The 14933-nt window shown below is 45.9% G+C and carries 13 protein-coding genes; 10 read left to right on the top strand and 3 right to left on the bottom strand.

Annotation, left to right across the window (positions count from 1 at the left end):
* The 4 genes from WCY20_RS07670 (at position 1) to WCY20_RS07655 (ending at position 6656) form a co-directional block, all read left to right on the top strand.
* A complete protein-coding gene (locus tag WCY20_RS07670) occupies positions 1–444 on the top strand; it encodes a hypothetical protein (RefSeq protein ID WP_345974060.1) in 444 nt (147 codons plus the stop codon).
* A 236-nt stretch (positions 445–680) separates the two neighbouring features.
* Positions 681–3272, top strand: coding sequence for a bifunctional aconitate hydratase 2/2-methylisocitrate dehydratase (gene acnB / locus WCY20_RS07665; protein ID WP_345974059.1), 2592 nt, complete (start codon positions 681–683; stop codon positions 3270–3272).
* A 312-nt stretch (positions 3273–3584) separates the two neighbouring features.
* Positions 3585–5513: an AAA family ATPase gene (locus WCY20_RS07660; protein WP_345974058.1), complete on the top strand. Its 1929-nt coding sequence runs from the start codon at positions 3585–3587 to the stop codon at positions 5511–5513.
* Between the two features lie 117 nt (positions 5514–5630).
* Positions 5631–6656 carry a hypothetical protein gene (locus tag WCY20_RS07655; protein ID WP_345974056.1) on the top strand — a complete coding sequence of 342 codons (1026 nt, stop codon included), beginning with the start codon at positions 5631–5633 and terminating at the stop codon, positions 6654–6656.
* Between the two features lie 148 nt (positions 6657–6804).
* Here the strand turns inward: WCY20_RS07655 and WCY20_RS07650 are convergent, their stop codons facing one another.
* Entirely contained in the window at positions 6805–7041 is a 237-nt protein-coding gene (locus tag WCY20_RS07650) for a hypothetical protein (protein ID WP_345974055.1), read from the bottom strand.
* Positions 7042–7220: 179 nt separating this feature from the next.
* Between WCY20_RS07650 and WCY20_RS07645 the strand changes: the two genes are divergently transcribed.
* Complete coding sequence (locus tag WCY20_RS07645; protein WP_345974053.1) at positions 7221–7541, top strand: hypothetical protein; 321 nt, start codon at positions 7221–7223, stop codon at positions 7539–7541.
* A 10-nt stretch (positions 7542–7551) separates the two neighbouring features.
* Here the strand turns inward: WCY20_RS07645 and WCY20_RS07640 are convergent, their stop codons facing one another.
* Entirely contained in the window at positions 7552–9261 is a 1710-nt protein-coding gene (locus tag WCY20_RS07640; protein WP_345974051.1) for a protein adenylyltransferase SelO family protein, read from the bottom strand.
* Between the two features lie 152 nt (positions 9262–9413).
* Positions 9414–9827 (bottom strand): hypothetical protein, encoded by a 414-nt coding sequence (locus tag WCY20_RS07635; RefSeq protein ID WP_345974050.1) that lies wholly within the window; start codon positions 9825–9827, stop codon positions 9414–9416.
* A gap of 501 nt (positions 9828–10328) precedes the next feature.
* Here WCY20_RS07635 and WCY20_RS07630 point away from each other — a divergent pair.
* The 5 genes from WCY20_RS07630 (at position 10329) to WCY20_RS07610 (ending at position 14828) form a co-directional block, all read left to right on the top strand.
* A complete protein-coding gene (locus tag WCY20_RS07630) occupies positions 10329–10766 on the top strand; it encodes a nucleoside deaminase (RefSeq protein WP_345974049.1) in 438 nt (145 codons plus the stop codon).
* A gap of 56 nt (positions 10767–10822) precedes the next feature.
* On the top strand, positions 10823–11455 hold the full coding sequence (locus tag WCY20_RS07625) for a hypothetical protein (RefSeq protein ID WP_345974048.1): 633 nt from the start codon (positions 10823–10825) through the stop codon (positions 11453–11455).
* Between the two features lie 348 nt (positions 11456–11803).
* Positions 11804–12556: an ABC transporter ATP-binding protein gene (locus WCY20_RS07620; protein ID WP_345974047.1), complete on the top strand. Its 753-nt coding sequence runs from the start codon at positions 11804–11806 to the stop codon at positions 12554–12556.
* Positions 12553–13650 (top strand): SufD family Fe-S cluster assembly protein, encoded by a 1098-nt coding sequence (locus tag WCY20_RS07615; RefSeq protein ID WP_345974045.1) that lies wholly within the window; start codon positions 12553–12555, stop codon positions 13648–13650. The genes WCY20_RS07620 and WCY20_RS07615 overlap by 4 nt, the downstream gene beginning before the upstream one ends.
* 113 nt (positions 13651–13763) lie before the next feature.
* Complete coding sequence (locus tag WCY20_RS07610; RefSeq protein WP_345974044.1) at positions 13764–14828, top strand: YeeE/YedE family protein; 1065 nt, start codon at positions 13764–13766, stop codon at positions 14826–14828.
* Positions 14829–14933 lie beyond the last annotated feature (105 nt).

Genomic DNA, 14933 nt, shown 5'->3' with positions numbered 1-14933 from the left:
ATGGTCATCCTTGAACTGCGCCAAAAGGCCACGATGGCCGACTTCTTTATTAAGAACTTCAACGACCTTGACGAAAACGCCATTCAGGAGCTGATAGAGTTCGCCGAGACACGCGGAGGGTTCTTCCGCGAGGACCTGAAGCGGTTTTCGATACGCAAGCGCGCTTCAATCGAGTATCTTGAAGAGATATTCAAGCGTTCAGGCATCGATGTCCGTATTATGGAACCGCAACATGTGTTCAGGTCAGCCGGAAATATGCCGCCGAAAGAACTTGATGAGACAATCAACTTCGGCAAATACAAAGGGGAGAAGTGGGGTGACCTGCCTCCCGATTACCTGATGTGGATCAAAGGTGCGATGCAGGGTCATAATGCGGATATCGCTACATCAATTATCCTTTACCGAAAAGAGCAGGAAAAGAGAGAGAAAACAGATCAGAGCTAATATTGCAGCCGTTTGAAAAATCTTGTTTTGCCGCTTTTTGTATGTGTAGAAAAGTTACAATTGCCTTTCTCTAATATCTTCTTTACATCTTTTACAGCCCCATACCACAGTGTGCGGCTTGAGTGTATCAAAAATACACAATGACCGAAATTAGTGTGTTTAGATTTGTAACATAAGCTTTTATATTGTGTAAAGGTTCGATATACTTATTCAAATTTTGAAAAGAGGGGTCTTTTATGTCTTTTATGGAAGAGTATAAAGCACACATCGCTGAGCGTGAATCACTTGGCGTTCCACCACTACCACTATCGGCTGAGCAGACAGCAGCTTTGATCGAGATGATCAAAGCTGGTGAAGGTAACATGGATGAAAATATTGATCTTTTAACAAACCGTGTTTCCCCGGGTGTTGATGATGCAGCGTATGTCAAAGCGGCATTTTTAAATGATGTAGCAGCTGAAAATGTAAAAGTTGACGCTATCGCTCCGGAAAAAGCGGTTGAGATCATGGGGATGATGCTTGGCGGCTACAACGTCAAGCCAATGGTCGACGCACTAAGTTCTGGCAATACAGCTGTTGTCGAAGCGGCCAAAGAAGCGCTTAAACACACATTGCTTGTTTACGATGCGTTCAATGACGTAGAAGAACTTCACAAAGCTGGCAACGCGGCAGCGACTGAAGTGATGACTTCTTGGGCAAATGCAGAGTGGTTCACTTCCAAGCCGGCGCTTGCTGAAGAGATCACGATCACTGTCTATAAAGTTCCGGGTGAGACAAACACGGATGACCTTTCACCGGCTTCTGAAGCATTTACACGTTCTGATATCCCGCTTCACGCAAACTCTATGCTGGGCGCGAAGATGGACGATCCTATCAACACGATTAAAGCCCTGAAAGAGAAAGGTCACCCGATCGCATACGTCGGTGACGTTGTCGGTACCGGTTCATCTCGTAAGTCCGGTGTGAACTCTGTGCAGTGGCACATGGGTGAAGATATCCCGGGTGTTCCTAACAAGCGTACGGGCGGTGTTGTCATCGGCGGTATCATCGCGCCGATCTTCTTCGCAACTGCTGAAGACTCAGGAGCACTTCCACTTGAGATGGACGTAACGGCTATGGAGACAGGTGACGTTGTCACTATCTATCCTTACAAAGGTGAAGCGCACAAAGACGGTCAGTGTATCGCGACTTTCAACCTTCGCCCGAACACGATCACTGACGAAGTGCGTGCCGGCGGCCGTATTCCGTTGATCATCGGTCGCGGTCTGACGACAAAAGCACGTGCCGTTCTTGGCATGGGTGCTACCGATACTTTCCTGACACCAGAGCAACCTGCCGATACAGGCAAAGGTTACACGCTTGCTCAGAAAATGGTCGGTAAAGCATGTGGTATGGAGGGTGTACGTCCGGGCATGTACGTTGAGCCGGTTACATCGACTGTCGGTTCTCAGGATACAACGGGTCCAATGACGCGTGACGAGATCAAAGAACTTGCGGCACTCGGTTTCTCTGCAGACCTTGTTATGCAGTCTTTCTGTCACACAGCGGCGTATCCGAAACCTTCTGACGTTACAATGCACCACACACTGCCGGACTTCATCTCTAACCGTTCGGGTGTTGCACTCCGTCCTGGTGACGGGGTTATCCACTCATGGTTGAACCGTATGGTCCTTCCGGACACTGTCGGTACGGGTGCGGACAGCCATACACGTTTCCCTATCGGTATCTCTTTCCCTGGCGGTTCGGGTATCGTTGCGTTCGCAGCAGTTACAGGTTCTATGCCGTTAACAATGCCAGAGTCTGTTCTTGTCCGTTTCTCGGGTGAGTTGCAGCCGGGTATCACACTGCGTGACCTTGTCAATGCGATCCCTTACCAGGCGATCCAGGACGGTCTTCTTACGGTTGAGAAAAAAGGTAAGAAAAACATCTTCGCCGGCCGTGTTCTTGAGATCGAAGGTCTACCGGATCTTAAAGCAGAGCAGGCATTCGAGCTTTCTGATGCCTCTGCCGAGCGTTCTGCAGCAGCTTGTACTGTTCTTCTTAACGAAGCGCCGGTTGTTGAGTACCTGAAATCAAACGTCGTTCTTCTTGAAGCGATGATCGAAGACGGTTACGAGGACAAGCGTACACTACAGCGCCGTGTTGACAAGATGAACGAGTGGTTGGCGAAGCCGTCACTTATGAAACCGGATGCAGACGCTGAGTATGCAGCGGTCATCAACATCGATCTTAACGCGATCACAGAGCCGATCCTTGCATGTCCGAATGATCCGGATGATGTCAAGAAACTGAGCGAAGTTGCCGGTACGAAGATCGACGAGGTCTTCCTTGGTTCTTGTATGACAAACATCGGTCACTACCGTGCGGCGGGTGAAGTTATGCGCGGCGAGTCTGACATCAACGTCGAGAAGTTCTGGATCGTTCCGCCGACCCGTATGGACGAGCGCCAGCTGATGAACGAAGGGTACTACGATGTCTACAAAGGTATCCACGCGCAGACTGAGGTCCCGGGATGTTCACTCTGTATGGGTAACCAGGCAAGTGCACGTGAGAACGCAACAGTCTTCTCAACATCGACACGTAACTTCGACAACCGTCTAGGTAAGGGAACTCAGGTCTACCTTGGTTCTGCAGAGCTTGCAGCCGTATGTGCCAAACTTGGCCGCATCCCGACGGTAGAAGAGTACATGAGCATCGTTCCTGAGAAACTTGCAGGTAAGACAGACGATGTTTACAAATACCTGAACTTCAACGAGATCGCGAACTACCACCTTGAAGCTCGTGACGAAGCGGAAGACAAATACGGCGTAACAATCAAGCCGGTATAATTCCACACCTTCTAACAGTGCCTTTGGGCGCTGTTTCTCACTTCAATATTTTCTAACATCACACTCTTTTTTACATATAACTAGCTTCTTAGTTTCCCATTTTCATTTAGACAAACCCATTTCTGTACTTAAACAGCTCGAGCTATACGGTAAAACCCGTGTATGTTTTTCCAGTAAATTGGTCACGGTGCAATAGAATAATATTTTTAAATAAATATTAACCTGTTCGGATAAGTCCACATTTAAGCCTTAGTTGTATAAAATGAGCACCAATAAATAGTATGTGTCGAAAAATTCTAAGTAGGACGTGCAATGATTATAGGGACATTCATAAGATTCTTTAAAACTTATCAAGGAATCAATTTTATACCAATTACAGATAATGATCAATTTTGTGGTTTGGTCGGTGAAAATGGAATAGGTAAAAGTTCAGTCTTAGAAGCTTTGGATACCTTTTTTAATAGTAAAAGTTGGAATTTCAATATTGCCGCTAAGAGAAGTGGGCTTACATCTTCAAACCCATATATTGTTCCTATTTTTTTGATAAAAAGAAGTGAATTTACAGGGGATCTTTTTGACAAGGCTAGTATGCTTAACGATGTGGCATTGAGCCTGCAAGAATCAGAAGTAAATTTATCTCATAGACCTCATTTAAAATCCTTCAATTCTTTAGCATCAAGAGTAAAAGAAAATATAGATCTTGAAAATTATTTTGTGTTACCAATAGGCAATAATTACAATATGGAAATAAATATTTCAATATTTAACTGTGAGAAACTTGTCAGAAAAGTCCTATCACAGGGAACAGGAGAAGTTGCATCATCCCTGACACAAGAAGAACTAGAACAGTTTGTTCCTTTGTTAAACCACATAAAGAAAATAATAGACTATATATATATTCCCAGGGAAATTGATCCGGAGCAGTTTACAAATTTAGAGACGAAAGAAATTCAAATATTAATGGGGGAAACACTAACTCAAATTTTGAGCCAACGAGTTCCGCAAAGTCAAATTTCAGAAATAAATACTAGTCTTAATGCATTTATAGATACTTTGGCAGAAGAACTAGATATATACTCTTACCGAACACCTACTGACAGACAACAAAACCTAAAAAAAGCGGATGTTTACAATCTTATCATTCAAGCTTTCTTCAATATTCGTAAATTGCACAAAAAACAAGGGGATAGCTGGCTCGAAATAAACGCACTAAGTTCTGGAGAAAAGCAAAAAGCCATTATTGATGTTGCACATAGTTTACTAAGTCAACATAGAGAAAGTGGATCAAATCTAATTATTGCTGTTGACGAACCAGAGTCTTCACTGCATATGTCAGCATGTTTTGATCAGTTTGACGCACTATATGATATTAGTCGAGATTGTATGCAAATTATTTTTTCATCACATTGGTATGGTTTTTTGCCGACAATTGAATCTGGAAGTGCCACTGTAATATCCCGACAGGATACGAATCATATATTTGATCAGATTGACTTAGCTAGATATCGAGAACAAATTAAACAGATGGGTGCTGAATCACGGGGGAAATTGCCTTACGATATTAGGCTAAAGAGCATCAATGATTTTGTGCAATCAATTATAACGAGTGCAATAGGAGATAGCCCATACAACTGGCTCATTTGTGAAGGGTCTTCTGAAAAAATTTATTTTAGTAAGTATTACGAAGATCTTCTAGAAAGCAAAAAGCTTAGAATTGTACCAGTTGGTGGGGCAAAAGAAATAAAAAGACTATACAAGCATCTATCTACATCATATGAAGATTTTAAAGATGAGATTAACGGAAAAATTATTTTAATTTCAGACACGGATTCAGAACTTGTAAGATATGAAGTAAACAATTATGATAATTTAATCTGTAAACGAATTGTAAATTGCAGTAATAAAGCCACAACTACACTAGTAAATATTCAGTCGAATCCAGTCTCTCCTGCTACTGAAATAGAGCATTCCCTAAATGGACGTCTATTTTTGACAACGTTAAGGACTTTTCAGGAAAATTATCCAGAGTTACTTTCTTTTTTAGATGAAATCACTGAAGAAGTCACAGAGAACAGTACTCATTTTTCTCTCGATCTAAAAACGAGTCAATGGACACAAATAGAACAGTTTTTCGATACAGACAATAATAAATTTCTTTTTGCAAAAAAATATGTTGAAAATATGGATGACTCTTATGCAATCCCAGCATGGATACAAGAAATTCGGATATGGATAGAATAGCTTATAACAAATCAGAGGATCCAATCAAAAACCCGTGGGCGGCTTTTTGATTGCTCATTTTAAACGTTAAATATAAATGACTTTAAGTAGACATGCAATAAGTATAAGGTGTTCAATATGGAAAATGATTTACTCAAGGAACAAGCAATGTTTTTTGAGTTCATACAAAACTATGAATATATAAATGAACAAGGCCGCTTAGATCTCGAAGCATTTTGCACGTATTTATCCATATCTTTCTCTTGTGATGGGATACAAGAAATATCTCCGCACCCAAAAGATATGTACAACTTATTGATTGATATCCTTAAATCGTATGCAAAAAATGACGAGATGAGCCTATGGGTTCAGACACAAAATCTGATTGATTGGACCCCTGAGATGGCTTATATGTATCCAGACAAATATAGAACATATATCCACATAGCAGGATTGCTTTATGCAATGCCTGATTGGATATATCAAATTGGACATTTTTTGATTCAAATTCCTGAATCAGAAACAACTGGAAAATATTTTGACTGGGTCAAGGATGAATGGAAATTTGTATATACGTTTGTTGACAGTAATCACAAGTTTTTCCATAAATTTTTAAAAGATTTTGATAGTAAAGATATTAAGAACAAAGGATATTCGAATTTCGAAGCTCTCCATTTAGCAATAAACAATTCTATGGACTATGATGATGCTGTCGACAATTTGATTTCAAGATATGAGATTTACAATCAAGCACTATCAAGAATTTCAAATGCAATAAATGATGGCTGTTTTTTAGAAGCAATTACATTGGAGGAGTCTTTGATTACACATTGTTTTTATAATTTTTTGAAAGCAAAAAAAGTCAAAAAAGTCGATACGTCATTTTTTAAATTACTAGAAACATATAAAAAAGGTAGATTTACTACTAAAATATCTATAGCTACTCTGGTTGATGATTTAAATACATGGCGAAAAAATCGAAACACTTCAATACATGGTTTTGTGACATCACGCGACAATACCTTTGCAAAATCTCAAGAACAATTTATTTCTTTTTCTGAAGAGACAGCGAAGAAAGGATACTTATTAACACTAAAAGTTATTGACTGGTACCGAGAAGAATCTGTAAATTTCATACAAACTGATTTTCCTAAAAATATTTAACAAACCAAAGGAAACCAATCATTTTAGAAGTTATTCGTAATGAAGAAGTTAAATTACGAGGAACAACTCACATGCAAGATCCCGGCAATATCAAAGAACTGCGACGGCTTTTTCACATAATATTTTGCATCTATTTCTTGTGATTTAATTATTTGACAGAACATCCCTTGAATGTGGTGCCGTAATAACAGCCTTGTACTTTCAGTCGATCCATCGCCTGTTCATAATTCAGGTCAGCGTCCTTGGTCAGTTCAAAGGTTTCAACAAAACCTTTGATGTCATAGCCATCGGGCATTTCAAATTTCTCTATATCAGTACCGTGTTCAACGATAACCCATATGGAAGCACCTGACTCTGCTGAAACATCATATTTATCGACTTTCATGTATTACCTTGTGATAATTTTATATAGTTAGAGAATTGTATCAGAAAAAGGGACGACACGTTCATCATAAGGGGTGCGTCATCACTTCCTGCAGCTCTTTAATGAGGGTATAGTTGCTTTTTTCTAACTCATAGACCAACTTTTGCATACCTCCTTTTATGTGATGCAGGAGGATGCTGATGCAACTGGATAGACTGGAACGATATTTTAATGACTACACCTACATAAAAAAAGGCCATTATGCAGTGACTGACATGGTCGTCTACTGGTACATGGGTGAAGCGTGGACCGTAGCAAACAAAGAAGAGCAGATCGCTGTCAGCGAAGGACTGCTGCGGTCCATCGAAGCAAAAGGTTTCGAACTTAAGCAAGAAGATGTTGCACGTCTTTTTGAGCTCTACGACCTTCGGAGCAGAGCAGAGCGCGGTGCGCTCCCGGACGAAGCAGTGCTCCAGGCGGCGTTTACCGAGATCATCGAAAAACACCGCTTGTCGCACTAAAAAGTAAAAATTACGATGAACAGCTTACGTGGGAGATCCCGGCAATGTCGAAGAACTCCGACGGCTTTTTCGCGTAGTATTTTGCTTCTGTCTCTTTCGACTGCTCATCATAGGGGTGCGTCATCACTTCCTGCAGCTCTTTGATAAGGCTATAGTCGCCTTTTTCGGCCGCTTTGTAGGCAGGGACGAGGAACCACTCCCGCAGGGTGTATTTCGGGTTCACCTTCGTCATCTGCTCCGATAGCTTTGCTCGGGACTCGACTGTCGTCACATCGATGTTTGATTGCCACTTCTCCAGCCACTCTGACCAGCGTTTTAGCAGTTCCTCATCGTTGGCGGCGTCACCGTAGAAGCTTTTCAGAAGAGGCGTGATCTCTTCGGGAAGGTGCGAGAGCTCGCGGAAGAAGATCGTGTAGTCGACCTGCGTCTTGATCATCAGCATCATCAGCTCATTGTAGAGCTCGTTATCAAAGCTCTCCAGTCCGAGTTTCGATGCCCACATTGCTTCCACCTGCTTTTGCATGGCTTTGGGAAAGCCGTTTAGAACCTTCTCCAGCTCTTGTACCGCCATCGTGTCGGACTTGATCAGCGGTAGAACCGCTGTGGTGAACATGTAGAAGTTCTGCATGGCCGCCTGGGGCTGGTTGAAAAAGGAGAAGTGGTCGCCGCCGCCCGTCCACGGCTGGTATTTGGGGTCGAACCTGTCCATAAACCCGAACGGCCCGTAGTCGAGGGTAAAACCGCCGAGGGCGGTGTTGTCGCTGTTGAAGTTCCCCTGGCAGTAACCCATGCGGACCCAGTCGGCGACGAGCGCGGTGAGACGGCTGCGGAAAGCCTGAGCCAGCAGCAGCACCTTTTCCATCAGCGGCAGGCTCCGGTCGATCTCGTCGCTGTACTCGCGGTCGATGATGTGCAGTACGATCTTCTCCAGCTCCTCTAACGCTAGCGGGTGTTCGTTTTTACGGGCGCGGCGGCCGAAAAGTTCGATCTGACCTACGCGAAGAAAGGAAGGTGCCACGCGTGTCGTGATGGCGACGTTCTCCTCGATCATCACTTCGGGGTCTCGTGAGTGGGAGCCCGGGTTAAACCAGGGGCGTCGGACGGTCTCCGTTTTGGAGGTGTAGAGCGTCAACGAACGTGAGGTCGGTATGCCGAGGGCGTGCATGTGCTCCTGTGCCAGAAACTCTCTTATGCTCGAACGCAGTACCGCCCGTCCGTCGGCGCCGCGGCAGTAGGGGGTCTGGCCGCCGCCCTTGAGCTGCATCTCCCAGCGTTTGCCGTTCAGGACACCTTCGAAGATGGAGACGGCGCGGCCGTCGCCGTAGCCGTTGCCGGTCTGGAAGGGGCACTGGTTGTAGTATTCGGTCCCGTAGATGGAGAGGGCGTAGCCCGTTGCCCAGCCATGCGTTTTAAGCGGCTCCGGCAGCGCCGAGGCGTCGCCCGAGAACATCCGCATAAACGCTTCGTCGGTTGCCAGGCTGTCGGCGAGACCGAGCTCCTTAAAGAAGGTCTTGCTGTGGGCGATGTAGTGGGGCGCCTCGATCGGGGTCGGGTTGACGGGGACATAGTGGCCGCTGAAGACCTGCCGAGGGGCGTGGTCGACACCGTCCTTGGTTGCTTCGGGGTCGGCGTTAAGCGTCTCCATGAGCGAGTAGTCCGCCAGGCCGGCAAGATCGCCCAGCGTCTCGACCATGCTAGAACTCTCTTCTGTCGTGTTCATGTATCTTCCTCGTTTTAGAAGCGAATATCACTGTTATAAGTTTTCGTGTATTGTATAGAAGTTTGGTCAAAGAAGGGACAGGGAAAGAAGTTAATAGTTTTGTGCAAGATTCGCATGGGGTTACATCGGCAGCGGTTGAATGTCTACCTGTTTCAATCGTCATAATCTTCTATATCCTGCGGCGTTATGTCATCACTTCCCAGTATATGTTCGAGCTCCTCCAGACAATCCTCAAGTACCTCTATTTTATATTCTAACTCCTGGCGGGTGACCTCTATCTCTTCCGATTCCGACCATACTCTTACGCGCGATATTCTGCCGTACCAGGCATTATAGGTGTTGAGATAGTCATCGCATGTATATATCTGTCCTAACAGCGTTACATTGTAGTCCGTCCATTCACTGAAGGCACTTTTTAATGCTGTAAGTTCTACCTGTTTACCGCTGCTTTTGAGTAGCGCATGACCCAGTTGGATGCGCAATTCCAGTTGTTCTTCCGCTTCAGCCCGTGCTACAGCAAGTGCACAGAGTGTGTCTGTATTCGCAGGTGTTTGGCTTTGTTGCATAGGCTCCCTTTGTTGAATTCTCAATTGCATTTTAGATGATATACAAATTTTGTTCGCTTTATTATAAGGGCGCTTGTGAACGTAGAGTGCACTCTGTTTAAAAAGGAGTTGCCGTGGTTATTAAAGCTAAGGTCCGTTTATATAGCTTTACGCCGAAAGCAGCGGAAGAGAAATACGGCGTTACAATCAGCTGCTATTCACCCTCTTTATGAGGGTGTGTCCTCCATCTTTACCTACTCAGACTAATTAATATAAATCCCTGTATTTCTACGGAACAAGCTTTTCCTAAATAAGCGGACAACAATTAACATATTCATTGCAAAGTTATTCGGAAGTGCCTGCGCGATACGCTCTTTTTCTATTGATGTCCAATATAATTCTTTTCCTGCTGACTTGACAAAAATATGATAGACTGGGAGTATATTTTTATCGTACAGGTATTGTGTCTTTGGCCGGTAATGCCAAAGCGCCTGATCTCAGATTCATAGTAGGGGATAAAAGATGGATAAGTTTCTGGAAGCAGCAATAGAGGAAGCAAAAAAGGGGATGGCCGAGGGCGGTATCCCCATCGGATCGGTTCTGGTCCTTGACGGCCAGATAGTCGGGCGCGGTCACAACCGGCGGGTTCAGAAAGGAAGTGCGATACTGCATGCAGAGATGGACTGCCTGGAAAATGCGGGACGCATGCAGGCTTCCGATTACCGCAGGGCAACGCTCTACTCGACCCTGTCCCCCTGTGATATGTGCAGCGGCGCGGTGCTGCTCTACGGGATAGGGAAGGTGGTCGTCGGAGAGAACCGCACCTTCCGCGGGCCGGAGGATCATCTGCGATCGCGGGGCGTCGAGGTCGAGATTGTTGATAATCATGAATGCCAAGAGCTGATGGAGGCATTTATCGAAAAAAATCCGGAACTCTGGAATGAAGATATCGGCGTGTAAAATGCCGTGTAGCAGGATTTTTAACAGGATATTAGAGCGTAGAAAACGAGAAAAAGATGCGTCTTTTTAATCAGTTGTTTTGGCTGACGGTATGGGGCATTGCCTTCGCCTATATCGAAGCATCGGTCGTTGTCTATCTGCGAAAGATCTACTATCCGGAAGGATTTGCCTTTCCAGTTGTTATTGCTGAAACAGGTATGGTTATTGTTGAAATAATCAGGGAGCTGGCGACATTGATCATAATGTGGGCAACCGTCAGCCTGGCTTATGAAAGGCTGCAAAGCAGGATGGCAGCCTATATGGTGCTTTTTGGAATCTGGGATATTTTTTACTATATTTTTCTCAAACTGATTCTGAACTGGCCGGAGGGGGTCGGAAGCTGGGACCTTCTCTTTTTGATTCCCATGCCGTGGGTCGGCCCTGTCTGGGCGCCTGTCGTTGTTTCCCTGGGGCTTGTCTATGCGGGCACAGCTATTCTGCTGCGTAACAGAGAGGACAGTTTTTTCCATTTTAGCAAGAGGTTTATCTGGCTCGAACTCATGGCTGGTGCCGTCATTATCCTCTCCTTTCTGATCCCGGGCTATGCCGTTATAGAACAGGGCATACCGGACCATTTTCCATACTATCTCTTTTGGACAGGTTTTATAGCGGGTTTTGGTGCATTTTTAAACCAACTTCACCATTCCTGATAGCGAGTGGCAGAGGTTTGGAAACTTGATGATTGGCTGATTGGCATTAGGCGATGCTAAAGCCGAACACTCTTGTTCCCGTACTCTGTTACCCCTTTTGTAAAGAGTAAAGGCGTGTTTGATGCTATTGTCTCGATTCTCTCTTGTCAGCCTGCTGCAGTTTGCCGGGTGCGCATCGCAAAATTCGCCATCCGAGTCGGGATGCGTAAAAAAGAGGGGTGTGCAGACGGCATCTGCGTATGAATCGGCATTGGTCACCATTTTTAGATGCTGTCTACCCTAACGTGTCCGACTTTTGACCTGCACGTTTAAGGTATAATGGATTTAGATTATCAACGGGATTTCAGAATGGACAGAAACATACTGGATGTGGCAGGGCTGCATGTCGCTGTCGCCGACAAAGAGATCATCAAAGGGGTCGATCTTACGATCAAAAAAGGGGAGGTCCATGTCCTCTTCGGTCCCAACGGGTCCGGAAAGTCGACGCTGCTATGCGCTCTGATGCAGCTGCCGGGCTATGCCGTTACTTCAGGCAGCGTACGACTTCATGATACCGATACCGGTGGTCTGACGACGGATGCCATAGCCAATCTGGGTGTCGGCATCTCCTTTCAGCACCCGCCCACAATCAAGGGGGTGACGCTCCGCCGTTTCCTTGACAACATCAATCGTTCCAGCGACCTTGAGAGGGCGATAGATGCGCTCAACATGGAGCCTTTCCTTGACAGGGAGCTCAACGTCGGCTTCTCGGGCGGCGAGCTCAAGCGGGCCGAGATCCTTAAACTTTATGCCCAGAGTCCGGATCTGCTTCTGATCGATGAACCCGAGTCCGGGGTCGATTTTGAGAACATCGCCGTCATCTCCAATGCCATCAATGTCATGCTGCAAAAAGAGTCGCCGATAAGCAGCCGCGAACGTTCGGCGCTTATCATTACCCATACCGGCCATATCCTCAACTATATTCATGCCGACGTCGGACACGTCTTTATGGACGGGAAGATCGTCTGTACGGGCAACCCGATGGATATCATGGAAGATATTAGAAAGAAAGGTTTTGCCGGCTGCGTACAGTGTATCAACGAACAGAAGGAGAGCAGATGAGCCGTTATGATGAGAGTACCTTGCAGACACTGAAAAATGTTGCCTTTGACCCTTCTCATGAGAAATCGGCGAGTTTTCTTGCCAGCGATATGGAGGTACTCGATGCCCACTCGGCAAACGAAGCGATAGAGGTGCTTCCGATCGCGGTCGCCCTCGAAAAGCATGAATGGCTCGCAAAGCTGATGTATACGCTTGTACCGGCTGACAAGGACGAGTATGTCAAAGAGGTGGCCCGAAGCAGCCCGAAGCTTGGTTACTTCATCCGCGTAAGGGCGGGAGAGAAGGTCTCTCTTCCCGTCTATACCTGTTATATGATCAACAGCAACGACTTCACCCAGTGCACCCACAACATCGTCATCGCCGAAGAGGGTGCCGAACTGCATCTAATCAGCGGTTGTACGAGCAGTGCCCATGCGCTCTCAGGCCGCCACCTCGGCGTCACGGAATATTTCATCAAAGAGGGTGCTACGGTGACCAGTACGATGATCCACAGCTGGGGCAAAGAGGTCGAGGTCTATCCGCGTAGCGCCGCGCATGTCGGAAAAGATGCCAAGTTCGTCTCCAACTATGTAGCGCTCAGCAGCGTCAAAAGATTGCAGATGGACCCGCTTGCTATTATAGAAGAGGACGCTCTCGGCGAGTTCTATTCGGTCGTCTATGCTCCCGAAGGCTCCTCTTTTGATGTCGGTTCGACGGCGATATTGAGCGGGAAGCGGGCCTCTTCGGAAATCGTCAGCCGCGTTGTTTCGAGCGGCGGCGAGGTGGTGACACGGGGGAAAATCGTCGGCAAAAAAGCCGGTGGGCGGGGAACGATGGCCTGCAACGGGCTCCTGTTGGATAAAAAAGGGATGATCCACGCCATCCCGGAACTCCAGGGCGAGGACCCGCTGCTTGAGCTTTCGCACGAAGCGAGCGTCGGCATGATCTCCCGAGAAGAGCTCGCCTATCTGATGGCGTCGGGCATCGAGGAGGAGAAAGCGAAGTCGCTCATCATAGAGGGATTTCTGGACCTGCACATCCCCTCGCTGCCGGATCACCTGCAGCGCCAGATCAATGCCATCGTCAAAAAGACAAAGGCCTATGAGACGATTTAGCCGTTTGCAGCCATGATCTGGACTGGGAGTGACGTCGGGGCAATCATCTGAATTTTACATTTTTTTTACACTCTTTCATTATCATTGCGCAAAAAAGCAGGGAAAGGAAAAAATTGTACAATACAGATGATTTTGAACTTTATCACACCGTTAATGTTTTTGCACTCATTATCGGTTTGGCTTACGGAATGATTGCCCAAAAAACACAATTTTGCTTTAACGGTTCGATCAAAGATTATGTGCTCAGCAGGTCCACACGAAGAGGGGCCTCTATCTTGACCGCGATGATCGCGGCTATCTTCTCTTCCCAACTGTTCTCTTATCTCTATGCGATAGACTTTAGCACAAGTATCTATCTGCAACCCGATATAAACTTTTTTGCGATCATCTTCGGGGGGCTCCTCTTTGGGGCAGGTATGATGAGAGCTGACGGATGCAGCAGTCGTCATCTTGTCAAGTTTTCACAAGGTGATCTGCACTCTTTGGTGACCCTGCTGTGTATCGCTATCTTTGCGTATATGACCTCAAAGGGTCTTTTTTCGTATGGCGCGGCACTGCTTCAGACGAACCCGGTTTTATTGGATATATCATCATTTATACCAAACAGCCCGATGTCGATCCCTATCGTCATCGGGCTGTTGCTGCTTGCCCTATGGAAAGCCGTTCCAAAGGTCAAAAATCTTTTAGCCTGCAGCGACGGTCTTGTTGTCGGTACGCTTATCGGCCTCTCCTGGTTTGTGACCGGTGTGGTAGGGTTCGATGCCTTCGATGCCACTCCTTTGGAGAGTCTGAGTTTTGTCTATCCATCCGGTAAAACTCTGGAGTACCTCATGTTTTTCAGCGGCAGTACCTTGTCGTTTAGTATCACCGTGATTTTTGGCATTGTAGCAGGTGGATTTATCATGTCGCTTTTTAATAAAAAGTTCCGGTTTAATTGTGCCGCACCGCAGAACAGCAATAAATTGAAAAACAGTATTTTAGGCGGTGCCATGATGGGCATTGGCGGAATACTGGCTATGGGATGTACCATAGGCCAAGGCCTCAGCGGTATCTCCACCCTGGCCGTAAGCTCTTTTGTCGCTCTGCTCTCCATTGCCGTTTCGGCCTATATCACCGCGTTATATATGGCAAAAAAAGAGGATTTGCCCAGCTGTTTCAATTTTGACTGGGATCGATAGGGATCTGTAGAGTGTATCCAATGGACACCACCCAGTGCGGGCACAACCGCTTTTTTATCTGGATGGGGCAGATGTGATTTATGCCAGAGATAAAAAGAAGAGGTT

It is taken from the genome of Sulfurimonas sp. HSL3-7, assembly GCF_039645985.1.
Classification (GTDB): domain Bacteria; phylum Campylobacterota; class Campylobacteria; order Campylobacterales; family Sulfurimonadaceae; genus Sulfonitrofixus; species Sulfonitrofixus jiaomeiensis.
This window is presented reverse-complemented; position numbering and strand designations above follow the sequence as displayed.